Origin of the sequence: Flavobacterium sp. LMO6, from assembly GCF_009495795.1 — a bacterium.
Classification (GTDB): Bacteria; Bacteroidota; Bacteroidia; order Flavobacteriales; family Flavobacteriaceae; genus Flavobacterium.
This window is the reverse complement of the sequence record NZ_WIBH01000002.1, coordinates 169643-195628: the sequence shown is the minus strand read 5'-3', so window position 1 is coordinate 195628 and position 25986 is coordinate 169643. Positions and strand designations below refer to the sequence as shown.

At 31.3% G+C, this 25986-nt stretch carries 24 protein-coding genes and 1 tRNA gene; 4 read left to right on the top strand and 21 right to left on the bottom strand.

Annotated elements, in window-relative coordinates; genetic code table 11:
• Positions 1-69: 69 nt before the first annotated feature.
• The 15 genes from GFJ99_RS03420 to mraZ all read right to left on the bottom strand — a co-directional run bounded on the left by GFJ99_RS03420 (position 70) and on the right by mraZ (position 16722).
• Positions 70-143, bottom strand: a tRNA-Arg gene (locus GFJ99_RS03420).
• Between the two features lie 78 nt (positions 144-221).
• On the bottom strand, positions 222-671 hold the full coding sequence (locus tag GFJ99_RS03415; RefSeq protein WP_008256393.1) for a GatB/YqeY domain-containing protein: 450 nt from the start codon (positions 669-671) through the stop codon (positions 222-224).
• Positions 672-807: 136 nt separating this feature from the next.
• Complete coding sequence (ftsZ, locus tag GFJ99_RS03410; protein WP_153207533.1) at positions 808-2781, bottom strand: cell division protein FtsZ; 1974 nt, start codon at positions 2779-2781, stop codon at positions 808-810.
• Positions 2782-2792: 11 nt separating this feature from the next.
• The gene (ftsA, locus tag GFJ99_RS03405) at positions 2793-4160 is read right to left on the bottom strand and encodes a cell division protein FtsA (RefSeq protein ID WP_153207532.1); all 1368 of its coding nucleotides are present in this window, start codon (positions 4158-4160) and stop codon (positions 2793-2795) included.
• A 9-nt stretch (positions 4161-4169) separates the two neighbouring features.
• Positions 4170-4892 (bottom strand): cell division protein FtsQ/DivIB, encoded by a 723-nt coding sequence (locus GFJ99_RS03400; protein ID WP_153207531.1) that lies wholly within the window; start codon positions 4890-4892, stop codon positions 4170-4172.
• Positions 4879-6225, bottom strand: coding sequence for a UDP-N-acetylmuramate--L-alanine ligase (murC, locus tag GFJ99_RS03395; protein ID WP_153207530.1), 1347 nt, complete (start codon positions 6223-6225; stop codon positions 4879-4881). Before murC ends, GFJ99_RS03400 begins: the two co-directional genes overlap by 14 nt.
• A 97-nt stretch (positions 6226-6322) precedes the next feature.
• On the bottom strand, positions 6323-7444 hold the full coding sequence (gene murG, locus GFJ99_RS03390; protein WP_153207529.1) for an undecaprenyldiphospho-muramoylpentapeptide beta-N-acetylglucosaminyltransferase: 1122 nt from the start codon (positions 7442-7444) through the stop codon (positions 6323-6325).
• Positions 7445-7493: 49 nt separating this feature from the next.
• Positions 7494-8849: an FtsW/RodA/SpoVE family cell cycle protein gene (locus GFJ99_RS03385; protein ID WP_153207528.1), complete on the bottom strand. Its 1356-nt coding sequence runs from the start codon at positions 8847-8849 to the stop codon at positions 7494-7496.
• Between the two features lie 87 nt (positions 8850-8936).
• Complete coding sequence (gene murD / locus GFJ99_RS03380; RefSeq protein ID WP_153207527.1) at positions 8937-10271, bottom strand: UDP-N-acetylmuramoyl-L-alanine--D-glutamate ligase; 1335 nt, start codon at positions 10269-10271, stop codon at positions 8937-8939.
• A gap of 1 nt (position 10272) precedes the next feature.
• Positions 10273-11493, bottom strand: a complete 1221-nt coding sequence (gene mraY, locus GFJ99_RS03375) for a phospho-N-acetylmuramoyl-pentapeptide-transferase (protein WP_153207526.1) — start codon at positions 11491-11493, stop codon at positions 10273-10275.
• An 80-nt stretch (positions 11494-11573) separates the two neighbouring features.
• Complete coding sequence (locus tag GFJ99_RS03370) at positions 11574-13037, bottom strand: UDP-N-acetylmuramoyl-L-alanyl-D-glutamate--2,6-diaminopimelate ligase (protein WP_162523908.1); 1464 nt, start codon at positions 13035-13037, stop codon at positions 11574-11576.
• Positions 13034-15016 (bottom strand): penicillin-binding protein, encoded by a 1983-nt coding sequence (locus GFJ99_RS03365; RefSeq protein ID WP_153207525.1) that lies wholly within the window; start codon positions 15014-15016, stop codon positions 13034-13036. The genes GFJ99_RS03370 and GFJ99_RS03365 overlap by 4 nt, the downstream gene beginning before the upstream one ends.
• Complete coding sequence (locus GFJ99_RS03360) at positions 15007-15363, bottom strand: FtsL-like putative cell division protein (RefSeq protein WP_008256357.1); 357 nt, start codon at positions 15361-15363, stop codon at positions 15007-15009. Before GFJ99_RS03360 ends, GFJ99_RS03365 begins: the two co-directional genes overlap by 10 nt.
• 5 nt (positions 15364-15368) lie before the next feature.
• Positions 15369-16277 (bottom strand): 16S rRNA (cytosine(1402)-N(4))-methyltransferase RsmH, encoded by a 909-nt coding sequence (gene rsmH, locus GFJ99_RS03355; protein WP_203228769.1) that lies wholly within the window; start codon positions 16275-16277, stop codon positions 15369-15371.
• Positions 16252-16722 carry a division/cell wall cluster transcriptional repressor MraZ gene (gene mraZ, locus GFJ99_RS03350; RefSeq protein ID WP_153207523.1) on the bottom strand — a complete coding sequence of 157 codons (471 nt, stop codon included), beginning with the start codon at positions 16720-16722 and terminating at the stop codon, positions 16252-16254. The genes rsmH and mraZ overlap by 26 nt, the downstream gene beginning before the upstream one ends.
• 335 nt (positions 16723-17057) lie before the next feature.
• Here mraZ and GFJ99_RS03345 point away from each other — a divergent pair, with 335 nt between their 5' ends.
• Positions 17058-17813 carry an alpha/beta fold hydrolase gene (locus GFJ99_RS03345; RefSeq protein ID WP_153207522.1) on the top strand — a complete coding sequence of 252 codons (756 nt, stop codon included), beginning with the start codon at positions 17058-17060 and terminating at the stop codon, positions 17811-17813.
• Positions 17814-17849: 36 nt separating this feature from the next.
• Positions 17850-18470, top strand: coding sequence for a ribosome biogenesis GTP-binding protein YihA/YsxC (yihA, locus tag GFJ99_RS03340; protein WP_153207521.1), 621 nt, complete (start codon positions 17850-17852; stop codon positions 18468-18470).
• Positions 18471-18531: 61 nt separating this feature from the next.
• On the opposite strand, the gene gldC is transcribed toward yihA, so the two are convergent.
• Positions 18532-18858, bottom strand: coding sequence for a gliding motility protein GldC (gldC, locus tag GFJ99_RS03335; RefSeq protein ID WP_153207520.1), 327 nt, complete (start codon positions 18856-18858; stop codon positions 18532-18534).
• 2 nt (positions 18859-18860) lie between these two features.
• Positions 18861-19823: a gliding motility lipoprotein GldB gene (gene gldB, locus GFJ99_RS03330; RefSeq protein WP_153207519.1), complete on the bottom strand. Its 963-nt coding sequence runs from the start codon at positions 19821-19823 to the stop codon at positions 18861-18863.
• 81 nt (positions 19824-19904) lie between these two features.
• On the opposite strand from gldB, the gene nadE reads away from it, so the two are divergent.
• Positions 19905-20711 carry an NAD(+) synthase gene (nadE, locus tag GFJ99_RS03325; RefSeq protein ID WP_153207518.1) on the top strand — a complete coding sequence of 269 codons (807 nt, stop codon included), beginning with the start codon at positions 19905-19907 and terminating at the stop codon, positions 20709-20711.
• Positions 20712-20787: 76 nt separating this feature from the next.
• Positions 20788-21417 carry a response regulator transcription factor gene (locus GFJ99_RS03320; RefSeq protein ID WP_153207517.1) on the top strand — a complete coding sequence of 210 codons (630 nt, stop codon included), beginning with the start codon at positions 20788-20790 and terminating at the stop codon, positions 21415-21417.
• Here GFJ99_RS03320 and dnaG read toward each other — a convergent pair.
• The 4 genes from dnaG to GFJ99_RS03300 form a co-directional block, all read right to left on the bottom strand.
• Entirely contained in the window at positions 21414-23390 is a 1977-nt protein-coding gene (dnaG, locus tag GFJ99_RS03315) for a DNA primase (RefSeq protein WP_153207516.1), read from the bottom strand. The two genes, GFJ99_RS03320 and dnaG, sit on opposite strands and share 4 nt — an antisense overlap.
• A gap of 151 nt (positions 23391-23541) precedes the next feature.
• Positions 23542-24708: a hypothetical protein gene (locus tag GFJ99_RS03310; protein ID WP_153207515.1), complete on the bottom strand. Its 1167-nt coding sequence runs from the start codon at positions 24706-24708 to the stop codon at positions 23542-23544.
• Positions 24709-24741: 33 nt separating this feature from the next.
• Positions 24742-25428 carry a hypothetical protein gene (locus tag GFJ99_RS03305; RefSeq protein ID WP_153207514.1) on the bottom strand — a complete coding sequence of 229 codons (687 nt, stop codon included), beginning with the start codon at positions 25426-25428 and terminating at the stop codon, positions 24742-24744.
• On the bottom strand, positions 25415-25984 hold the full coding sequence (locus GFJ99_RS03300) for an RNA polymerase sigma factor (RefSeq protein ID WP_008256336.1): 570 nt from the start codon (positions 25982-25984) through the stop codon (positions 25415-25417). Before GFJ99_RS03300 ends, GFJ99_RS03305 begins: the two co-directional genes overlap by 14 nt.
• Positions 25985-25986 lie beyond the last annotated feature (2 nt).

Below are 25986 nucleotides of genomic sequence, written 5' to 3'. Positions count from 1 at the left end.
TACAAATAACGCAAAAAGTCGCGTTATAAAATAAATAAAAACGCTATAAAAGCGTTTTTATTTATTTTGTGACCTCGAAGGGATTCGAACCCCCAACCCTCAGAGCCGAAATCTGATATTCTATCCAGTTGAACTACGAAGCCTTTTTTTTAAGTAAATAGTGAAAAGTGATAAACTAATTTATCTTTTTTACTTTTCACTATTTACTTTTCACTATTCTATTATACTAATAATTTCTTTACAATTCCAGAAATTACTTTCCCTTCCGCTTGTCCTCCTATTTGAGCAGAAGCTAATCCCATAACTTTACCCATAGAAGCAATGCCAGAAGCACCTGTTTCTGCAATTATTTTTGCAATAATTGATTCTACTTCAGCTTCTGATAATTGTGCTGGTAAGAATTTTTCAATTACAGCAATTTGAGCAAGTTCTGGTTCAGCTAAATCAGGACGATTTTGTGTAGTGAAAATTTCCGCACTATCTTTTCTCATTTTAACCAAACGTTGTAACATTTTAATTTCTGCATCTTCAGTTAATCCATCTGCTGCTCCAGCTTCTGTTTTTGCTAAAATAATTGCAGATTTAATTGCTCTTAAAGCTTCTAATGCAACTGTATCTTTTGCTTTCATAGCTTCTTTCATGTTGTCCATGATTTTTACTTCTAAACTCATATTGTATTTTTTTATTTATTGTAGTTGATTTATGTCCAAACCAAAAGCACAGGTTTAACAAACATGGTGCAAAGGTAATAAAAAAACCCGAAAATTGCTCTTCGGGTTCTTTTAGGGTAGGTTAGTTTATTGCAGATTAATCTACATTATCGTGAAGGAATGAATTGTTTGAACGAAGTTGAATATCGTCGTTACTGTCAGTTCCTAATGACATTCTAGATTGATTGCTATTTGTGTTTGGAGTTGACGTTACATCTATTCCCATTCTTTTATAAGCTGGTTCTTTTTCAAACTCATCAATTTGCGAATTGCTATTGTTGAATTTGTGATTGAACTCTTTCATTTTTCTTTTGCGTTCGTCTGCTCTAAATTTTAATGTTTCTTCAATTGACATTTCAAGAGGCGAAACAGCATCAAATTTAATATTATTTTCTGGTTTGTTCATTTCACTTTTCATAGTGAAATTTAACTCTTCATCTACTGGCTCTGCAACTACTTCAACTGGCTTAGAAGCTACTAACTCGTTTTCTTTTTCTAAATAGTCTTCTAATGAATATTTAATAATTCCGTTTTGGTTTACTTCTGTAACTGGAACTACGTTAATTGGATCTTTAACTTCCATTGCACGTGTTTCTGCAGATAAATCAAAAACAATAGTACTTTCTTCTTTTACTTCTGCTTTCGTTTCAAACAAGTCTAATGAAAAATTTATCTCTTCTTTAGCTACAACAAATTCAGGATCTTTTACTTCAATTTCTCTGATTTGTGGTGTAATAATTTCAAAACTTGGTGCTACATTTGGACTAACAATTTCAAAAGTTACATCAATATTTTTTAAAAAATCAGATGTTGGAACTAAATCAATTGTAGCCACTGGTGTATGAATTTCAAAAGTAGGCGCTTCAACTTCTTCCTCTAAAGTAAAAACGATTTTTTCTTCCATTTCATCACAAATTGGATTGATAATATCAGCTTTAACCTCTTCTACTTTCTGACTTTCGAAAATTGGTTCATTTACCGGAAGACTAGCAATCGTTTTATTTAATAATTCATGAACGATTTTTTGTTCATCTTCTAATGAATGAATAATCTTTTTAGGCTCTTGATTTACGATTTCTGCTTGCTGTTCAATATTAAAACCTGTAGCAATAACAGTTACAGAAATTGAATTTTCAAGTTTTTCATCTTCACCTAAACCCATGATTATATTTGCACTATAACCTGCTTCGTTTTGGATATATTCGTTGATTTCGCTAATTTCATCAATACTTATTTCGTTTTCTTCTCCAACACCCGAAACAATTAGAAGTAAAACTTGTTTAGCTCCTGTAATTTTATTGTCGTTTAACAACGGTGAATCTAAAGCACTTGTGATGGCTTTTTTTGCTTTTCCCTCACCTGACGCAATTGCAGAACCCATAATAGCTGTTCCACTATTAGCCAGTACTGTTTTAGCATCACGTAAATCGATATTTTGAATATAATGTTGTGAAATTACCTCTGCAATTCCACGAGCAGCCGTTGCCAACACTTCGTCAACTTTTGAATAACCTGATTTATACCCTAAGTTTCCGTATACTTCACGCAATTTATTATTATTGATAACTATCAAAGAATCTACTTGCTTTCTAAGGCGGTCAACTCCAGCTAAAGCTTGATCTGAACGATTTTTACCTTCAAATTGAAAAGGAATTGTAACGATACCTACTGTTAAAATATCGCGTTCTTTTGCTAATTTAGCAATGATAGGAGCCGCTCCAGTACCTGTTCCACCACCCATTCCTGCGGTAATGAAAATCATTTTGGTGTTGCTGTCTAACATTTTTTCTATTTCAGCGATACTTTCGATTGCCGATTGTTGCCCAACTTCTGGATTTGCTCCAGCACCTAATCCTTCTGTTAAGCTTACACCTAACTGAATTTTATTTGGCACAGGACTATTTTGCAAAGCCTGAGAATCGGTATTACAAACTACAAAATCAACACCTTTAATCCCTTGTTTAAACATGTGATTAATAGCATTACTACCTCCACCTCCAACGCCAATTACTTTAATTACGTTAGATTGGTTTTTAGGTAAATCGAATGAAATGTTTCCAAATTCTGACATAGTATCTCCTTTTATTCTGCGTTATCTAAAAATTCTTTAATCTTATCAATGTATTTATCAAAAAACGAACGTTTGATTTTATCATCTGTCGTTTCGGTTTTGATAGACTCTACTGCTTTTGGCTCCTCTTGAACAATTGGTTCTTCAACTACAACTTGAGGTTTAACTGCAATAGGTTCTTCTTTTTTTATTTCAACAAATGGGGTAGCACTTTTAGTATTATTTCTAATACTGTTCATTACTAAACCAACTGCTGTAGCATAAAGCGGACTTGACAATTCTTCATTTGAATCTCCTGCTAAATGCTCGTTTGGATATCCAATTCTAGTATCCATTCCTGTTATATATTCAACTAGTTGTTTAATGTGTTGCAATTGTGCTCCACCACCAGTTAAAACAATTCCGGCAATTAATTTTTTCTTAGGATCTTCATGTCCGTATAATTTAATTTCGGCATAAACTTGCTCAATAATTTCCACAACTCTAGCGTGAATAATTTTTGACAAGTTTTTTAGCGAAATTTCTTTTGGCTCTCTACCTCTTAATCCAGGAATAGAAACAATTTCGTTGTCTTTATTTTCACCTGGCCAAGCTGAACCAAAACGCGTTTTTAACAACTCTGCTTGTTTTTCTATAATAGAACATCCTTCTTTAATATCTTCCGTAATAACGTTTCCACCAAAAGGCACAACCGCTGTATGACGAATGATTCCATCTTTAAAAATGGCTAAATCTGTTGTTCCACCACCTATATCAATTAAAGCAACTCCTGCTTCTTTTTCTTCTTGACTTAATACCGCATCGGCAGAAGCTAATGGTTCAAGTGTTAATCCAGACAACTCTAATTCGGCACTTTTAACACATCTTCCTAAATTACGAATGGAAGCAGCTTGACCAACTACTACGTGAAAACTAGATTCTAATCTTCCTCCGTACATTCCGATTGGTTCTTTAATTTCAGCTTGACCATCAATTTTAAATTCTTGTGGCAATACATGAATTATTTCTTCACCCGGTAACATGGCTAACTTATGAACCTGACCAATTAATGTATCAATATCTGCATCGCCAATTACTTCTTCTGCATTTGGACGACTTATATAATCGCTATGTTGAATACTGCGAATGTGTTGTCCGGCAATACCCACTACAACATCATTAATTTTGTATCCTGAATTGTTTTCTGCTTCAATAACTGCTTGCTGAATAGACTGAATAGTTTGCGTAATATTATTTACAACACCTCTATGCACACCTAAGCTTTTAGATTTTCCTACTCCTAGGATTTCTAGCTTTCCGTATTCATTTTTCTTCCCAATCATTGCTACAATTTTTGTTGTACCAATATCTAATCCTACTGCGATGTTGTCTTTGTTCATACCCTTTTTCTATTTCTTACAAACCACTTGTTGAGTAAACATAACGTTAACCTCTTTATAATTCTTAATCAATGTATCTTTTATAGCATGTTGAAAAAATGCTTTGTAATTCTTAAGCTTATCTTCAACATTAATTGGTTTCCCAAATACTATTTTATAATCATAACTTCTGTTAGTTAAAATAACACTACCAGAAGGCATAATTTGTGCACCCGTAATATTTTTGCTTAAAAAATCATCTTTTTTGATTTTATTAAACAAAAACAAATATGGCCTACAATTTTCTTCACTAATTTCGCCAGTAACTAGCGGAACTCGTGCAGAAAAATTATCTGACAACGACATTTTATCACCTTTAGAATCAAGATAATAACTCTCGTTATCAGTAATAACTCTTACGATTGGGGTCTTTTGAGTAATACGCGTATTTAGAAGCCCGTCTATTGTTGAAAAAACTTGTGCTTTTTCAATCATCTCGTGATCATCGAGAACAGTTTCTAAAGTATTCAAATCTACCTTATCTTTTTGAATTGTTGAAGCACCTCCAAAATTTTGTATTAACAAGTTATTAACCATTTCATGTGTTAAAAACATATTTTCATTAGAATCAAATTTGATATCTATCTTAATGATTTTACGCTCACTATTTCTTTTAGAAGAAAAAGAATACAGGAAAATCATAACAAAAATGATTAACACCAAACGAACCGTATGCCAATTAATTCTTTTCATGAAGTGTTTTTTTAATATTTTTTACTAATTCTCCAATGTCTCCAGCTCCAATAGTTATAAACACATCTGCATCTGAATTTTTAAATGCAACTAATAATTCTTCTTTACTTACTAATTTTTTATTTGGGTTATTAATTTTATTTAACAACCAAGTCGAATTCACTCCTTCCATAGGCAATTCGCGTGCAGGATAAATTTCTAGCAAAAGAACTTCATCAAATTGACTTAAACTTTCAGCAAAGCCATCTACAAAATCTTTTGTTCGACTAAACAAATGAGGCTGAAAAGCTGCTATAATTTTTTTATTTGGATACAGCTCTCTAACCGCCTGATGCACTGCATTTATTTCTGTTGGATGATGTGCATAATCATCAATATACACTATATTTTCTTCTCTAATTTGGAAAGAGAAACGTCTTCTAACTCCTTTAAAACTTTTTAAAGCAGCGATTATATTTTCATTAGAAACACCATATGATTTTGCCATTGCTAAAGCCAAAAGCGCATTGGTTAAATTATGATGACCAGGCAATCCAAATTGCACATTTTCAATTAATTCTGATGGCGTTTTTACATCAAATACGTAAAATCCATTTTCGATTCGGATGTTTTGCGCTGAAAAATCAGCATCATTATTTACACCAATAGTATAGCCTTCTAGTGGCAATCCATTAATTACATATAAATTATCGCTAGTTGTTTTTGCTGCAAATTCTCTAAACGATTCTTCAATACTTGCAGCATCACCATAAATATCTAAATGATCCGCATCCATTGAAGTTACACAAGAAACATTTGGATGTAAATGCAAAAACGAACGATCAAATTCATCTGCTTCAACCACTGTAACGGTTTTTCCAGAAACTATTAAATTAGAATTATAATTTTCTACAATTCCGCCTAAAAAAGCAGTAACATCTACTCCACTTTCATACAAAACATGACCTAAAATACTAGACGTTGTTGTTTTTCCGTGCGTTCCTGCAACCGCAAAACAATACGTGTCTTTGGTTATGATTCCCAATACTTCAGCACGTTTTTTTACATTATAATTTCTTTCAACAAAATAATTCCATTCTGAATGCGTAACCGGAACTGCAGGAGTAACAATTACCAAAGTATTTTCTACATAAAAATCTTCTGGTATTAAACTAATATTATCTTCAAAATGAATTTCTAAACCAATGGCTTGTAATTCATCTGTTAATTGCGTTGGCGTTTTATCATAACCCACTACTTTTTTTCCAATAAATTGAAAATAGCGAGCTAAAGCACTCATTCCGATGCCACCAATTCCGATGAAATAAACGTTATGTATTTGATTTAGGTTCATTTTTAAATTCAATTTCAAGTTCAAAATTCAATTTCAAACTTTTATTATTTACTTTTTTATTGAGCTTGTTCTTATAACTGAACTCGCTCTTGAAATATTATTTTATTAGCTTAACTATTTCTTCAACAATATCTTTAGTTGCATTTGGTAGTGCTAATTTTTTTATGTTTTGACTTAATTCTGATTGTTTGCTTTCATTAGAAATTAAGTCAGAAAAAACGGCTTCAAATTGGTTTTCTAATTCCGATTCTTTAATTAAAATAGCCCCACTTTTATCTGAAATAGCTTTAGCATTTTTTGTTTGGTGATCTTCAGCTACGTTTGGCGATGGAATAAAAATAGTAGGTTTTCCCACAATACACAACTCCGAAACCGACGATGCTCCTGAACGCGAAATTACAATATCTGCAGCAGCGTAAACCAAATCCATTCTGTCGATAAAAGCCAAAACAGTTACTTTTGGTGACGGGTGATTGGTGATCGATGCTGGCTGATTGATACTATCAAATTTTTTATATTCGTCGAAATATAATTTTCCGCATTGCCAAATGATTTGAATGTTTTGATTCAATAAAAAATCCAACTCTTTCTCAATTAATTGGTTGATTCTTCGAGCGCCTAAACTTCCTCCTAAAACCAGTAATGTTTTTTTGCTTGCATCTAACTTAAAATAAGCAATTGCTTCGCTTTTACTTGCTTCGTTAATTAAATCCTGACGAACTGGATTTCCAGTTAAAATCATTTTATCCTTTGGGAAAAACTGCTCTAAATTTTCGTAAGCCACACAAATTTTGTGCGCTTTTTTTGCTAATAATTTATTCGTAATTCCAGGATATGAATTTTGTTCTTGAATTACCGTTGGAATATTCAACATTGATGCTGCTTTTAAAACCGCTCCACTTGCAAAGCCTCCTGTTCCTATAACAACATTTGGCTTAAAACTTTTGATGATTTTAAACGAATTCAACATACTTGAAGCTAACTTTAAAGGAAACATTGCGTTATCTAGAGTCAGTTTTCTTTGTATTCCTGAAATCCACAAACCTTTTATTTCATAACCTGCTTGAGGGACTTTCTGCATTTCCATTTTATCTTTAGCACCTACAAAAAGAAACTCAGCCTCTGGAAAACGAGATTTTAATTCGTTTGCAATAGCAACTGCAGGATAAATATGTCCTCCTGTTCCTCCACCGCTAATTATGAATCTTGGTTTTTTCATTTTACACCCCTAAAGTCCCCTCGAGGGGACAATTATATGATTTTGCTTTTTATTTTTTATTTAAAACAGCATTCATTGGATTTTGTCCGTTTACTAAAACATCTCCATTTTCATCTTCAATTAATGATTCTCTAATTGAAGACTTCATATTATTAATTTTTTGCTGATTCTCATCAGCTTCCCTTTCTTCGTTCAAAGAAACTTGCGCCTCTATAATTTGTTGCAAGGCTTCGTCTCGTTTACGTTTTTCTTCCAAATCAAGTGCAACTTCTTCATCTTTTTTGGTAACACTTAAAATAATTCCAATTGCAATACACGTCATCCAAATAGAAGTTCCTCCACTACTAATTAATGGTAAAGGCTGTCCTGTAACCGGAAGCAATTCTACTGCCACTCCCATGTTAATGAAAGCTTGAAAAATTATTGGAAATCCTAGACCAATGATTAATAATTTTCCAAATAAAGTAGTTGCTTTTTGCGCATTTATGATGAATCTAAAAAACAATAACAAATACAAAAAGATAATTCCCACTGCACCTACTAAACCATATTCTTCAACAATGATGGCAAAAATGAAATCGGAAGAAGATTGAGGTAAAAAGTTTTTTTGAACACTTTTCCCAGGACCTAATCCGTATATTTTTCCAGATGCAATAGCAATTTTAGCTTTTTCTATTTGGTAATCATCCTCATTAGGCGTATCGTCTGAAAATCGTTCAATTCTTTTTTCCCAAGTATTTACTCTACTAAAATACTTATTGGTTGGAAAAGCTTTAGCTAATAAAATAAACAGCATAATTGCACCTATTCCCATAACTAAAACATAGCCTAAATATTTTAACGGATAATATCCTATAAAAATTAGCATACAAACCATTGAAAAAATCAAGGCTGTTGTAGAAAAATTCGCTGGTAATATTAAAATTAATACTGCAGCTACAGGTAACCAAAGTTCTACTACTGATTCTTTAAAAGTATATTCTTTATCACTTACTTTAGCTAGGTATCGGGCAACATAAATCATTAGCACAATAAAGGCCAACGTAGAGGTTTGAAAACTAACACCAACAAAAGGAATTTGAATCCATCTACTTGCATTTGCCCCGCCAATTTCAGTTCCTTTAAATAAAGTATAAACTAAAAGTAATATGACTAATGGAATTCCGAAAATTGAAAGTGCTTTAAAGTAATGATAAGGTGTTTTATGAATGGCATAAATAATACCAAAACCTAACATTACATGTACAAAATGTTTAAACAAATATCCTATTGTTGTTCCTTTTCCAATAACATAAACCAAGTTGGTACTTGCGCTATATACTGGCAAAAACGAGATAAGTGCTAATAGAAAAACTATAGCCCAAATGGTTTTATCGCCTCGTATTTTACCAATTATATCAAACATTTTTTTATTTTTAAACACATAGGAACATAGTTTCCATTTTCCTATGATTGTGTTTAGTTATTACATTTTAAATAGATTACAATAGATTTATAAATTATAAATAGCATGTTTAAATTGTTTACCTCTGTCTTCGTAGTTTTCAAATAAATCGAAACTAGCACAAGCTGGCGACAAAAGAACACTATCTCCTTTTTCTGCTAAACGTTGTGCAATTTGAACTGCCTCAGCCATTGAAGTAGTTTCTACCATAATATCAACTACATTATTAAATGTATTACTGATTTTTGTATTATCAACTCCTAAGCAAACAATAGCTTTTACTTTTTCACGAACTAATGGCATTAATTCGTCATAATCATTTCCTTTATCAACACCACCTACAATCCAAACTGTTGGAGTAGTCATACTATCTAAAGCATAAAAAACCGAATTTACATTTGTTGCTTTTGAATCGTTAATATATTGAACACCTTGAATTTTTAACACTTTCTCTAATCGGTGTTCAGCACCTTGAAAATTTGTTAAACTTTCTCTTATAGTTTGCTTTCTTATATTTAACAATTGCGCTACAGCTGTTGCAGCCATTGCGTTTTTAATGTTATGTTTTCCTTCTAGTGCAAGTTCGTTGATTGGCATAGTAAATGTATCGTTATTAATTGTGCTGTTCATGTTGTTTTCGTCTAAAAATCCTCCCTCTACTTCTGGTTTTGTGGTAAGAGAAAAAGGAACTTTATTTGCTTTAATCGTATTATTTTTTAACCAATTTTTAATCGCTTCATCTTCTTTATCGTAAATCAAATAATCGGCTTCTGTTTGATTTTTTGTAATTCTAAATTTAGAATTGATATACAAGTTATAATCGTAATTGTATCTATCTAAATGATCTGGACTTATATTTGTAATTATTGCTATGTTTGGTTTATAGTTAAATACACCATCTAACTGAAAACTACTTAATTCTAAAACATAAATATCATGTTTGTTTTCGGCCACTTGCCATGCAAAACTTTTACCAATATTTCCTGCTAATCCTACATTTAAACCCGCTTCTTTTAAAACATGATATGTTAAAAGTGTTGTGGTTGTTTTTCCGTTACTTCCTGTTATCCCTACCGTTTTAGCTTCTGTAAATTGAATTGCAAATTCGATTTCTGAAATTACTGGAATATCTTTCTCTAATAGCTTTTTAACAATTGGCGCTTTGTCTGGAATTCCAGGACTTTTCATTACAACATCAGCATTCAGAATTAATTCTTCTGTGTGTTTTTCATCTTCCCAGTCAATACCATTACTTATAAGAACTTCTTTATAATTATCTTTTATTTTTCCAAAATCAGAAACAAAAACATCATATCCTTTTTGTTTTCCTAAAATGGCGGTTCCTACTCCACTTTCACCACCGCCTAAAACTACCAGTCGCATTTTATCTTAATTTTAAAGAAACGAGTGAAAAAATAGCTAGTAGAATTCCTACAATCCAAAAGCGCGTTACAATTTTACTTTCGTGATATCCTTTTTTCTGATAATGGTGATGCAAAGGCGACATTAAAAAAACACGTCTTCCTTCGCCATATTTCTTTTTGGTATATTTAAAATAACTAACCTGAATCATTACTGATAAATTTTCGGCTAAGAAAATGCCACACAATACCGGAATTAATAGTTCTTTACGAATTGAAATTGCTATAACTGCAATAATACCTCCGATTGTTAAACTTCCTGTATCGCCCATAAAAACAGATGCTGGATACGCATTATACCAAAGAAATCCGACTAAAGCACCAACAAATGCCGACACGTAAATAGTCATTTCTCCTGAGTTTGGGATATACATAATGTTCAGATAATCTGAAAAAATAATATTCCCCGAAACAAAGGTAAAAAGCCCGAGTGTTAGTACCGAAATTGCTGATGTTCCTGCAGCTAAACCATCTATTCCATCTGTTAAATTTGCACCATTAGACACCGCAGTAATAATTAAAATAACCATTGGAATAAAAATTAGCCAAGCATAATTTTTATAATCATCGCCCATAAAAGACAAAACTTCGGCATAATCAAATTCATTATTTTTCAAAAAAGGAATGGTAGTTGCCGTTGATTTTTCTTCTAATTTGGTTGGATTAGTATTGTTTTCAATTTTAACTCTTTCTCCTAAAGTATCTTTTCTTACTGTAACTTCTGGACTGAAATACAAAACAGAACCAACAATTACACCTAAACCAACTTGACCAATAACTTTAAAAATTCCTTTTAATCCTTGTTTGTCCTTTTTGAAAATTTTAATATAATCGTCAATAAAACCAATTGTTCCCATCCATAACGTTGTTATAATTAATAATATAACATAGATATTATTCAATTTTGCTAACAAAAAAACCGGAATAAGAGTCGCCAAAATAATTATTATTCCACCCATTGTAGGAGTACCTGCTTTTTGAGTTTGTCCTTCCAAACCAAGTTCGCGAACTGTTTCACCTACTTGTTGATTTCTTAAAAAGTTAATTATTTTTTTACCATAAATTGTAGCAATTAACAACGACATAATAAAAGCCAATGCTGAGCGAAACGTAATGTATTGAAACACTCCTGCTCCAGGAACATCAAAAGCTTTGTCTAAGTATTGAAAGATGTAATATAACATAGTTAAAAAGTTTCAGGTTGCGGGTTTCAAGTTGCGGGTTTCAAGTTGCGGGTTATCTTTAAACTCGTAACTCGAAACAATTATTTATTCAATTGTTGTAATAATTCGGTTATAATTTTTAAATCATCAAAATCATGTCGCACTCCATTTATTTCTTGATACGTTTCATGACCTTTTCCTGCTATTAAAATGATATCATTTGGATTTGCTAATTGACAAGCGGTTTTAATGGCTTGTTTTCTATCTAATATGGAAACTGTTTTCTTAAAATTTTGAGGTTCAACCCCTTTTTCCATTTCTTCAATAATCGTTTCAGGATTTTCAGTTCTAGGATTATCGGATGTAAAAATGGCTTTATCACTCAATGAAGAAGCAATATTTGCCATTATAGGCCTTTTAGTTTTATCTCTATCACCACCACAACCAACAACTGTAATTAACTGTTCGTTTTTAGTACGAATATCTTCTATAGTTTTTAATACATTTTCTAAAGCATCTGGTGTGTGAGCATAGTCTACAATAGCGGTAATTTTTAAATCGGAAACAATAAATTGAAATCGTCCTGAAACACTTTCTAATTCAGAAAGTAAACGCAGTGCTTCCATTTTATCAATACCTAATTCTACTGCTACGCCATAAATTGCTAACAAATTATAAGCATTAAACGAACCAATTAATTTTACCCAAACTTCATTATCGTTAATTTTTAATAACAATCCTGATAGTTGATTTTCTAAAATTTGAGCTTTATAATCTGCATAAGATTTTAAAGCATATGATAGTTTTTTTGCTTTTGTATTTTGAAGCATTATTGCTCCATTTTTGTCATCGATATTTGTTATTGCAAACGCATCTTTTGCCAAGCTATCAAAAAAAGATTTCTTAACATCTCTATATTCTGCAAACGTATTATGATAATCTAAATGATCATGAGATAAATTAGTAAAAACGCCTCCCACAAACTGAAGCGCTTCTGTTCTTTTTTGATGAATTCCATGAGAGCTAACTTCCATAAAGCAAAATTCGCATCCGGCACCAATCATTTTGTCTAAATAATAATTTAACATTAATGAATCAGGTGTGGTATGTGTCGCTTTATAATCATCATTATCCACCATAATTTTTACAGTTGATAACAATCCTACTTTGTAGCCCGCTTTTTTAAACAATTGGTATAACAATGAAGCAATTGTTGTTTTTCCGTTTGTTCCTGTTACACCAACTAATTTGATGTTATGCGAAGGATTATCAAAATAATTAGCCGATAAAAACGCTAATGCTTCATTAGTATCTTTTACCTTTATATACGTTACTCCATTTACAATATTACTTGGAAGCTCTTCGCAAATTATTGCAATAGCACCTAAACTTAGTGCTTTTTCTATGTAATCATGACCATTTGAAAGTGTTCCTTTAATTGCCACAAAAACATCATTCAATTCAATTTTTCTAGAATCAAATTCAATTTTAGAGATAGCAATATCTGTAGTTCCATGAACTGCTTCAATTGCCACTTTATATAGTATGTCTTTTAAAATCTTCACGATAATTCTAGTGTAATAATTTGATTTTTATTAAAAGCTTGTCCTGATGTTAAGGATTGTGTTTTTACTCTTCCGATACCAATTACTTTAACCTTTAAACCTAAATTTTCTAGCAAAGCCACGGCATCCATTCCGTCCATTCCTTTAACGTTAGGTATTAGATTGCTTTCGTTTTCAACTGCTTTATAATATTTTGAATAGTTTTCTTCTTGAGAAGCAACTTTAGCATTAATATTTTTAACATGATTAGTTGAAGGTGAATCGGTAAATATTTTTTGCGCTATTCTTTTAAAAACGGGACCCGCTACATCAGCTCCGTAATATCCGGCGGCAACATTTGGTTTATGAACTACAACGATGCAAGAATATTTTGGTTGATCTGCTGGAAAATATCCTACAAATGATGATGCATAATATAATTTTGATTTGTCTTTATAATTAACTTGAGCTGTTCCTGTTTTTCCTGCCATAGAAAAATCTTTTGAGTACAATTTTGAACCCGTTCCTCTTTTAACGACATTTTCTAAAACCTTATGAACTTTTCGCAAAGTTTCATCAGAGCAGATTTTAGGATTAATAATTTCGGTATTGTATTTTTTAATGGTTTTATTCCATTCCTTTATTTCGCTTACAAAAATTGGTTTTACCATTACACCATTATTGGCAACAGCATTATACAAGGTTAACGTCTGCAAGGGCGTTACCGATACTCCGTACCCAAAGGCCATCCAAGGCAAAGCTACTCCAGACCAGCCAGAAGTTCCAGGCTGTGGAATAAAAGGTTTCCCTTCCCCTGTAATTGGCAAACCTAATGGTTTATTTAATCCGTAGCTGTTGATTCTATCTACAAACTGTTTTGGATTGTCTTTATAACTTTCATATACCGATTGTACTAAAACTGTGTTAGAAGAAACTTCAAAACCTTTTGCTAAAGTTATTTTTCCATAACCACCTTTATGAGAATCTCTTACACGTCTTTTATAATATTCAATCTCTCCACCTTTTGAATCGTAAACGGTACTTGTATCTGCTTTTTTATCATCCAAAACAGCAATTAAATCCATTAATTTGAATGTTGATCCAGGCTCATGCGATTCAGTAATGGCATAATTTTGTGTTTCATAGTATGAACCATCCTCGGCTCTTCCTAAATTAGAAATTGCTTTAATGTTTCCTGTTTTTGTTTCCATTACAACCACGCAACCATGATCTGCACTATAAAACTCAAGTTGTTTTAACAAAGCATGATGTGCAATATCTTGAATATAGACATCGATAGTAGAAATAATATCATAACCATCTTGTGGTTCTTTTTCGTTAAGATCGCTAATTGGTTTCCACTGATTTTTTGCGATTTTTTGCATCATTCTGTGGCCATTTTTACCATTTAAGTAATTACGAAAAGCAAATTCCAATCCTTTACCATCTTCATCTGATCGCTCATAACCTATAGTTCTTTTTGCCACTAAACCAATTGGATGTTCTCTAACTATTTTTTGTTCAATAATTAAACCACCTTTATTCGCTCCTTTATTAAAAAGAGGAAATGATTTTAATCGCATTTGCTCAGTATAGCTCATTTTTTTTGCAATGAACACATAACGACTTTTATTTGCTCGTGCCTTTTGAAGCTTAGCCTGATAAAAACCAGCATTTTTACCTAACATAACAGCTAACGAATCTGACAAACCTTTTATATTTTCTTTAAAATGCTCATCTGAAGGAGCAACCGCATCAAAATAAATTGTGTATTCTGGAATTGAAGTAGCTAATAAACTTCCATCTGCAGCATATACATTTCCTTTATTGGCAGGAATTGTAAAATTCTTAACCGTTCTTTCCTTTGCTAATTGACGATAATATTTACCATCAACCCATTGAATATTATTCAATTTAATTAAAACAAACACAGCCATTATGAAAAACATAACAGCTACAAAATACATGCGATTCGATATTTTTTTATCTTCTATTGCCATATTTTAAATTTGTCCCAAAAGGTTTTTTTATTTTCTGAACGCTTTACTACAATTTTGGTTGGCGGAACTTCTGACGGAATAATGTGTCGCGTTTCCATTTTTTTAGCCACTGTTGATTCCATTTTAAGTTTCATTAACTCAGAACGTTTATCAACAAATTCAGATCTTAATTCTTTTACTTGATTATTTAATTCCGTAATTTTATAATTCTTAGCATCGTATTGATGATTATTAGCAATCATTATCATTCCTAAAATCACTAAAAAAACAATGAATTTCCAGTTCTTAAGAGCGTCATCACTAATAAGAAATTTGGCTTTTAACAAACTGTAAACTCCGTTTTTCATTTATATTAAATTTTTTCTGCTACTCTTAATTTTGCGCTTCGTGCTCTATTATTAATTGCAATTTCTTCTTCAGATGGCACAATTAATTTTTCAATCGTTTTAAAAGGAACTTCAAAATTTCCAAAAAAATCTCTTTCTGGCTCCCCTTCAAACATTCCATTTTTTACAAAACGTTTTACTAATCTATCTTCTAAGGAGTGATAAGAAATAACACTCAATCTTCCGCCAGGTTTTAAAATTTCTAAAGATTGTTCTAAAAATTCTTTTAAAACTTCCATCTCTTGATTTACTTCAATTCGAATTGCCTGATATATTTGTGCTAAAATTTTATTTGCCTTATGACCAGGCAAAAACTTAGCTAAAACTTGCTTTAATTGATCTGAATTTCTAATTTCTTTATCTTTTCGAGCTGTAACAATAACATTTGCCATTGCTCTTGCATTCTTAAGTTCACCATAATTAAACAAAACTCGAGAAATTTCTTGCTCATCATATTCATTTACAACATGATAAGCACTTATATCGCCTTTTTGGTTCATTCGCATATCTAATTCCGCATCAAAACGTGTTGAAAAACCACGTTCAGCAACATCAAATTGATGAGAAGACACACCTAAATCTGCTAAAATTCCATCAACTTGTTTAATTCCGTGGAATCGTAAAAATCTTTTTATGAATCTAAAATTTTCATTAATTAAAACAAATCGCTCGTCATCAATTGCATTTTTTAATGCATCCAAATCTTGATCAAACGCAAACAACTTTCCGTTTTCACCTAAACGACTCATTATTTCTCTCGAGTGACCGCCGCCACCAAAAGTAACATCCACATATACTCCATCAGGACGAATATTCAATCCATCAACTGTTTCTTTTAACAATACCGGATTATGATATTCCATCTTCGTCATCATTTAAATTACCCATTACTTCTTCTGCCAAATCTGCGAAATCATCTGTAGCATTTTCAATCGCGTTTTCGTATTTATCTTTATCCCAAATTTCGATAATATTGATAGCTGAATTCAACACAATATCTTTATCAATTTGAGCAAAAATTACTAAATCTTTAGGAATTAAAAGTCGTCCTGTTGCATCAATCTCTACCATTTTAACTCCTGCTGTAAATCTTCTAATAAAATCGTTGTTCTTTTTAACAAAACGATTTAGCTTATTGATTTTCAACATCATTTTATTCCACTCACTCATTGGGAATAATTCCAAACAAGGCTGGAAAACCGAACGTTTCAACACGAAACCTTCCTCTAAAGAACCCAATTGTTTCTTTAGCGACGTAGGGAGCATCAGCCTTCCTTTGGCATCTACTTTACATTCGTATGTTCCGATTAGTGTTTTCAATTTTTTATTTCAATTAGAATAAGTACAAATTTAGAAAAATTTTACCACTTTTTACCACATACTACCACTTTGTTAATAAGTTTTTGGATTTGAAAAAATGCTTTACCACTTTTAACAAAAGAATATTTGCAAAATCAAGAATTAAGAAGAATTTATATCAAAAATTCAAACATTAAAATAGAGCATCAATTTCAATTAAAAAGTCTAAAATTGTTGATAACTAACATTTTACAAGGCGTAAATGATTAAAATTTTCTCTATTAATTTTTTCTTTAGATTCTTCAATAAAATAGTATATTTGTCAATCATTAGAACTAATACTTTAAGTGGAATTTATGTTAAAAAAAGAAAAGAAATACACCTATTTTGAAGCTGGCGAAGGAACTCCAATAATCATTCTTCATGGTTTAATGGGAGGACTAAGCAACTTTGATGGTGTGGCTAATTTTTTTCCTCCTAAAGGATACAAAGTGGTAATTCCTGAATTACCTATTTACACGCAAAACATTTTAAAGACAAACGTTAAAGCATTTTCTAAATTTGTTAAAGACTTTGTTGTTCATAAAGGATTTGATCAAGTAATTCTTGTGGGAAATTCTTTAGGCGGACACATTGGACTATATTTTACAAAAATGTATCCAGAACTTGTAAAAGCATTAGTAATCACAGGAAGTTCAGGCTTGTATGAAAGTGGAATGGGTGAAAGTTACCCAAAACGTGGTGATTATGAATACATTAAAAAGAAAGCTGAAGATGTTTTTTATAATCCTGAAATAGCAACCAAAGAAATAGTTGACGAAGTTTTTGCTACAGTTAATGATAGAATCAAATTGATTAAAACCTTAACCATTGCAAAGAGCGCTATTCGTCATAACATGGCGAAAGATTTACCTAAAATGACAACTCCAACATGTATTATTTGGGGTAGAAATGATAAAGTAACACCACCTAATGTTGCAGAAGAATTTGATAAATTATTGCCAAACTCAGAACTTTTTTGGATAGAAAAATGTGGCCATGCTGCCATGATGGAGCATCCGGAAGCATTTAATCAAGTTTTGTTTGATTGGTTACAAAAGAAGAATTTATAATAGTTCCCCTTTTTGGGGAATTTTATTTTATATCCTATGAAAATTAATACCGCCGAATTTATAATTAGCAATTCAGAAGTTGATAAATGTCCAAAAGAACGTTTACCTGAATACGCATTTATTGGCCGATCAAATGTAGGAAAATCATCGTTGATTAACATGTTGACGAACCATAAAAATTTGGCAAAAACCTCATCAAAACCAGGAAAAACTCAGTTAATTAATCACTTTAAAATTAACAACAATTGGTTTTTAGTGGATTTACCAGGTTATGGTTACGCAAGGGTTTCTAAGAAAACGAAAGCTGTTTTTCAACAATTTATTATGGATTATTTTGAGCAAAGAGAACAATTAGTTTGTGCTTTTGTTTTAATTGACATTCGATTAGAAGCTCAAAAAATTGATTTAGAATTCATGGAATATTTAGGAGAAAGTGAAATTCCGTTTGCGATTATTTTTACCAAATCAGATAAGCTAGGAAAAAACAAAGTAAACAATCATGTGGAAGCTTACAAGAAACAATTATTAGCTGGTGATTGGGCAGAAATGCCACCTTATTTTGTTACTTCGTCTTTGGAAGCTATTGGTAGAGAAGGAATTTTAGAATACATCAATCAAATAAACGAAGATATTTTTAAGAATGATAGTTTTATCTAACTTTCAATAAATATAACAATCTAGATAAAAAAAATGCCGCTAAAACAATTAGCGGCATTTTTTACGCTTTTAATTCCATTTTTTCAGCGAAGTAATCACAGAAATCACGCATGGTATCGGACATTTTTTCATCGGCAGTAGCGCGTTGAAAAGTATCTGCCATAGCTACTAAAGTCTGATGAAAGAATTGTTTCATTTCGTCAACTGGCATATCTTTTGTCCATAAATCAATACGAAGGGTTTCTTTAGCTTTACTATCCCAAACTGACAACAATAAAGCTTTAGCTTCTTCTTGCTCGATTCCGCCATCTTGTGCTGTCCATAATAATGTATCAGGAACATTATTTTCATCTAACCCAACGGTAATTTTTATATCTGATTTTTTCATTTTTAAGGCTTTTTTGGTTTGTATTTTGAATTTTCGAAAATAGATTTAGAATCCATTCCTAATAATTGGTCTAAAGTTACATCTTCGTTGTTTTCCATATAACTTCTTACGATTTGCCAACCTAACCATTGCCCCACTTTTCCTGGAGTTTGATTATCTATTTCTAAATAGAATTTTGTAAAAGGTGCTGGTTTAATAAATCGTAATTCGTTTTTAGGATTAGAATCGTACAAAAGTTTATTTTCAACTAAATTACTCCACATATAATATTCGTTTGCTTGACAAAACTGCAATTGTGTTTCAGTGTAGCCTATCTTAACTGCATCTGAATATTCAGGAATTAATTTATCTTTTACATATAATTCTTTTCCGTAATAAATCATGGCAGAAAGCAAAGTTCTATCTGCTGGAGGCGCAATTTTACCATAACAAAAACTTGTTACTAAATTAGGTAAAATTTGATTTTGTTCCATTTCGGGCTTTTTAAATTCTGGAAAATCTACATAAAAACGATGATCTTTTCCCAAATAGCAATCTAGTGAAATAAGCGCTAAAGTATCTGTATAAAAAACTCTACCTTCTGTATCTACTTCATTAATTAAAGTAATTACTCTTGGTGTTTTATTCTTTGGAAAATAATACTGCACATGTGCAAAAAGCTTTTCTAAATCAGGTTCTATCTTTCCTAAATTAGGATATTGCAGTTGTACTTCATTATAAAGTTCTTTTAGCAAAGGATCATTTAATTTATTTATTAGTGTTGAATCTGAAATATGCGATGGAAAAAAATACGGATATTGTTCTTTAACTTTTTGCAAATCTTCTGGTTTAGATGTCCAAAAAATTCTATCAAATCGTTCTACTTTAAACTCAATTGGTATTTTAGCTACCGCTTCTTCCACTTTACCATCTTCTTTACAAGAAAAGAAAGTAATAGCAACAAGGACAAATAATAATTGCTTCATATAGCGTATTTTTTATATTTTTATCAAAACTAATTTGGTTTGCAAATATACAGTTATCGACTAATAAATTTTCATAAAAAAATGACAAATTCCAACACCTTTCAAGCAGAAAAAATCAATCAACATATTGTAAAATGGTTACTCGATTATGCTACTAACGCAAAAGTAAAGGGTTTTGTTGTGGGAATCTCTGGCGGAATTGACAGTGCTTTAACTTCTTCGCTTTGCGCACAAACCGGATTACCAACTTTATGCGTAGAAATGCCAATACATCAAGCTGAAAGTCATGTAAATAGAGCAAACGAGCACATTGATCAATTAAAAAAACGTTTTTCAAATGTTTTTAATGAAAGAGCCGATTTAACTCCGATTTTTGAATCCTTTAAATCTCAAGTACCTTCTTCTGAAAATGAAGCTACTTTAAATCTTTCATTAGCGAATACGCGTGCTAGGTTACGAATGACTACTTTATATTATTTTGCTGGATTACATGGTTTTTTAGTAGCCGGAACTGGTAATAAAGTAGAAGATTTTGGCGTAGGATTTTTTACAAAATATGGAGATGGCGGAGTTGATATAAGTCCGATTGCTGATTTAGTGAAAAGTGAAGTTCGATTATTAGCTGCCTATTTACAAGTGCCAGAAAGTATTTTAAAAGCAAAACCAACCGATGGATTATTTGGTGATGACAGAAGCGATGAAGATCAAATTGGTGCAAATTACGACGAACTAGAATGGGCAATGCTTCAATTAGAACAAGGAAAAACAATAGAAGATTTTACAGATAGAGAAGCTCATGTTTTTTCTATTTATAAAAGATTAAATACAATTAACCAACACAAAATGAATCCAATACCTGTTTGTGTAATTCCAAAAAACATTAAATAATTACGATAAATTTTAACAAGTAATTACATTTTTTAGTAACTTTGAGAGTATATGTAAAAAATTTAATTTCTAAGTTATGATTAAAATATGTATCGCAGATAGTTTTCCGGTTGTAATCGAAGGATTGCAATCGTATTTTCAGGGTAATGAAAATATGGAAGTTATAGGAGCTGCTAAGAATTTAGAAGCTTTACTTTCTATATTAGACAATAAACGTTGTCAAATACTTATTCTTGAAGTAGAATTAGATGGTTTATCTAGTGTTAGAGATATTAAAAGTTTATTAAAAGACTATCCCGAAACTAAAATCATCCTTTTTACAAGAGTTTCTGAGCAAATGTATGCTCCAACAGCTATTAAAACAGGAGTTTCGGCTTATGTATCAAAAAATAGTTCCTTAAAAGAATTAGAATCAACTATTACAAAAGTAATTGAAGGAAATGTTGTTTTTAGTGATGCTGTTAAAAAAAGTATTGCTATTCTTAGTAAAGGAAAAAAATCGGAACGATTGTTTAAAAAATTATCAACAAGAGAAATTGAAGTGCTTCGCTACCTAAATGATGGTAAAAAAAATAAAGAAATAGCTCAAATTCTTGGTTTAGATGAAAAAACAATTAGTACGTACAAATTACGATTATTAGCTAAACTGAATGTAACTAACTTAGTGGATTTATTAAAAAAAGCAAAAGACTTAGATATAATTTAATTGTATCTTGATAAAACCCTACCTAAGCTTTTAGAAAACATATGCGTAAGCCCCAAATACGCCATAACCATTTCAAGTGATTCTCTATTATCTAATTCTTCTTCTGTAGATAAATTATTTTTTAGTTCGTCTATAATATTGTTAACCAAATACCAACGGAGCGTTATAATTGTTTCTGTTACATATTGGCTAATTGTATCTTCTTTTTGTTTAACATAAATTTGTTGCACTTCCCAATTATGAAGAACTTCGCGCTCTTCATCCATTAAAACTGTAGTAACTTCTTGTGCTAATTCTTCAGGAAGATGCATTAAATATTTATCTAATTCAAAGACTTCATTTTCATTAAAGTAAGCAATTAAATGATTGTAAATTGCTTTAAAAACCGGATTAGCTAATTCTACTTCATCTTCTTGCAAGCTTAAATAAACCCTTTGATAAACTTTGTATTTGATTTTTTCTGTTACCTCAACAAATTCTTTATCTTCATTTTCTGACAAAATAGTATCCTCAAACTCTGCTTCTTTATTTCCATACAACAACAAAATTTGAATTATTTTGTGTTCAAGTTCATACTGAATATCTACTTTTGAAGCAGGCTGCGAAATATCGTTTTTTACTACTTCAAAAGCTTTTTGTTCCTCTTTATATTGTTTATTTGCTTCAGATAAATCTTTTTTGACTAATTGTGCTAAGGTATTAAAAAGTACATCTTCAGAAATATCCATAATTCTAGAACATTCCTTGATATATACTTCACGTTTAATTCGGTCTGGAATTTTTGAGATACTTACTACCATATCACGAATCAAATCTGCTTTTTTAATTGGATCATTCTTAGCTTCTAGCATCAATAAAGACGCCTTAAACTGAATGAAATCTTTAGCATTTTCTTCAAAATACAATAATAAATCTTCATATGAAGTTTTTCTAGCAAAACTATCTGGGTCATCGCCATCTGGAAACGTACATACTTTTACGTTCATTCCGGCTTCCAAAATTAAATCAATCCCTCGAATTGAAGCTCGAAGTCCGGCAGCATCACCATCAAAAAGCACCGTAATATTAGGTGTTAATCTATTAATTAAGCGAATCTGATCAGGCGTTAAAGCTGTTCCTGAAGAAGCAACAACGTTTTCAATTCCCGATTGATTCATTTGAATTACATCGGTATAGCCTTCTACCAAAAAACAGTTGTTTAATTTAGCAATAGCTTGTTTGGCATGAAAAATTCCGTATAAAACTTTACTCTTATGATAGATATCACTCTCTGGAGAATTTAGATATTTTGCTGCTTTTTTATCATTAGTAAGAATACGACCTCCAAAACCTAAAACACGACCACTCATGCTATGAATTGGGAACATTACACGTCCTTTAAATCGGTCAAACTGTTTGTCTTCCTTAACAATGGAAAGTCCGGTTTTGTCTAAATATTCTAAATTATAACCTTTTCCGAGTGCTTCTTTAGTAAAAGCATCCCAAGTTTCTGGCGAATATCCTAAACCGAATTTCTTAATCGTATCGGAAGTAAACCCACGTTCTTTAAAATACGATAATCCGATAGCTTTTCCTTCTTCGGTTTCTAATAAAGTATGATGGAAATATTTCTGAGCGAATTCGGAAACCAAATACATACTTTCCTTTTCATTCGCTTGTGCTACATCTTCATCGGTTTGAACCGTTTCTTCAATTTCGATATTGTATTTTACGGCTAAATATTTAATAGCTTCTGGATACGTAAAATGTTCGTGTTCCATTAAAAAAGTGACGGCATTCCCTCCTTTTCCAGAAGAAAAATCTTTCCAAATTTGCTTTACAGGAGACACCATAAAAGAAGGCGATTTCTCGTTCACGAATGGACTCAATCCTTTCAAATTACTTCCGGCACGTTTGAGTTGTACAAAATCGCCAATAACCTCCTCAACACGGGCGGTTTCAAAAACTTTTTCTATGGTGTCTTTTGATATCAAACTAGATTTTCGGATTTTAAGATTTTCGGATGTTGAAAAATCGAATTCAAAGTTACAAAGTTAATCCATAAAAAAATACAGGAAAACAAAAAAAGCACTTCATATGGCTGAAGTGCTTTTTTAAACAGAGAACTCAAACTAACCCATAATTTTAATTAAAATCAAAGCGTAATCCTAATGAAACGTTGTTTTGATCTATATTATTGTTCTTAAACATAGGATTTAAGTCATATTTAACATATAAACTAGTTTGCCCATAACCTAAATAAGCACTTAACCCATATGTAAAGTCAGAAACATTAAAATCGCCTTTTTGTTTATCCTTTACTTTTATACCGTCTTCTTCATATTTTAAAATTTGTTTCGATTTTACTCTAACACCTGCATAACCACCAATTCCTAAACGAACTGACTCGTGAGTTTTGAAATACGTTTTACTTCCATCTTTAGACATTTTTTTTGGTGTAAAGTCAAATTCTAAATGAATTGGCGCTACTAAAAAAACATTTCTAAAACGAGAGTCATCTAAATTTACACTAGAAGTTACTAAATCGGTTTGGTCACCATTTTTAACGAAATAGCGGTTGTCAGTTGGACGAAGATTGTTATACATTACAGAAAGACCGTATTTGGCATGTAATAAATTATTGTTTTTAAAAATTCTTGAATTATAGGTTAATCCCCATTCATAAAAATGAGAACCCCAAACTCGAAAATCTGAGTCATTCAAATTTTCACCTTCTGTAATTACGTTATTTAATCCGAAAGCAAAAACAAATTGAGAAGTGGTTCTTTTTGATTTACGTTCGATTTTATCTTGTTCCCCTTTATAAATTTTAAAAGAAGTTACATTATATTCTGTTTGAGAACCAATAGAATCATTTGAGCTACCTCCTAAGGTTATTGTATGACCACCTTCGCCATATTTATAATACACATAAACTCTTTTACCATTAATAGTATCAATTTTATATGACATTCCTTTGTTTTCACTATCTAACTTAGATTGCACTAAATCGTCCATTTCTTTTTTGTATTTTTCCATACCAATTTCAATTCTATTAGCCGATTTTTCAGCAAAATCTAATTTTAACTGCTTTAATTGTTCCGATGACATTTCGTTCTGAACATTAGCACTTTCCAATGAATCAATTTTGTGTTTTAGCTCGGTTTTTTCTTTAAAAAGGAGAAAATCCATTTTAGTTGAAATCATCTCTAGCTTTTTTTCAAAAGTTAGCTCTTTCTTTTTAGTTTGTGCTGTAACTTTACTTAAAAAAGTAAAGGCAATAAGAATGGTATACAAAATAATTTTTTGCATGATTTTAAAATTTAAATTAATTAATGTTATTTTTTACTCGTAATTTCTATTGGCTATTGCCGACTTAGCATCTTTAAACTTTCTGTTTAATTTATCTAAAGTAGTTTCTCTGTGATTTACATCTAATTCTTTTTCAACAGATGTTAGTAATGAATTAGCGTCTACTTTCATTTTAGTTTTTGGACTTGGTTTTTTATCTGAAGTAATCACTTTTTCACCTGTTTGAACTTCTGCTAATAAATCTTCAGGAGAAACGTATTTGTAGGTGATAGGTGATGATTGATTAGTTATGGGTGATGGGTTTTCTTGAATTATGTTTTCCTCCTTAATTAATTCATTTGTTTCAACAGAATTTATAAATCTTGATTGTTTTTTTGAATAATTTACTTCATTCTGAACTAAAATAGGTTGTTGTTTTTCAACAGAAATTTCATTAATTGTATTGGTTTCAGTAGAATTTATTTCTTCTTTAATTGTTGTTACAACCGGAATTGAATTATTAACTTCTATTGTTTCGTTTGAATTGAAAAGGAAAAATCCCAATCCGATAAAAAGTATCATAGAAGCGGCTACAAAAAACCATCCGTAACCTTTTTTTGGCTTTTTTTCTTCTGAAACTGTAAGCATAGCATCTAATCTATCCCAAGCTTGAGCAGAAGGCTGAATTTCTCTAGCATTCAGCTTTTCTCTTATTTGATTATCTATTTTATGTTGTGCCATTGAGTTTCTTTTTTAATTCTGTTATTTGCTGCTGTAATAACTTTCGAGCGTGTGATAATTGCGATTTTGATGTTCCCTCACTTATTTTGAGCATTTCAGCAATTTCCTGGTGTTTGTATCCTTCTATTGCATATAAATTAAACACCATTTTATAACCATCGGGTAAATTGTCAATCATGTTTTGAATGTCGTCTACCGTAAAATCTTCCATTTCATACACCGATTCGTTTTCACTCATCGTAACCTCTTCAATATCTTGGTGATTGAAATTATTCTTTTTCACTCGAAGAAAATCGATACATTCATATACCATAATTCTTCGAATCCAACCTTCAAAACTCCCTTTGTGTTCAAAATTTTTTAGATTAGTAAATACTTTCATAAATCCGGTAATCATAACATCTTCTGCGTGGTGAATGTCCTTTATATATTGACGACAAACACTTAACATTTTAGAAGAAAACTTGGCATAAATCTGCTGTTGTGCTTGTCGATTGTTTTCGACAGCCAACATAATCAGTTGTTTTTCTTCTTGATGTAGGTGAATTACTTTCATTT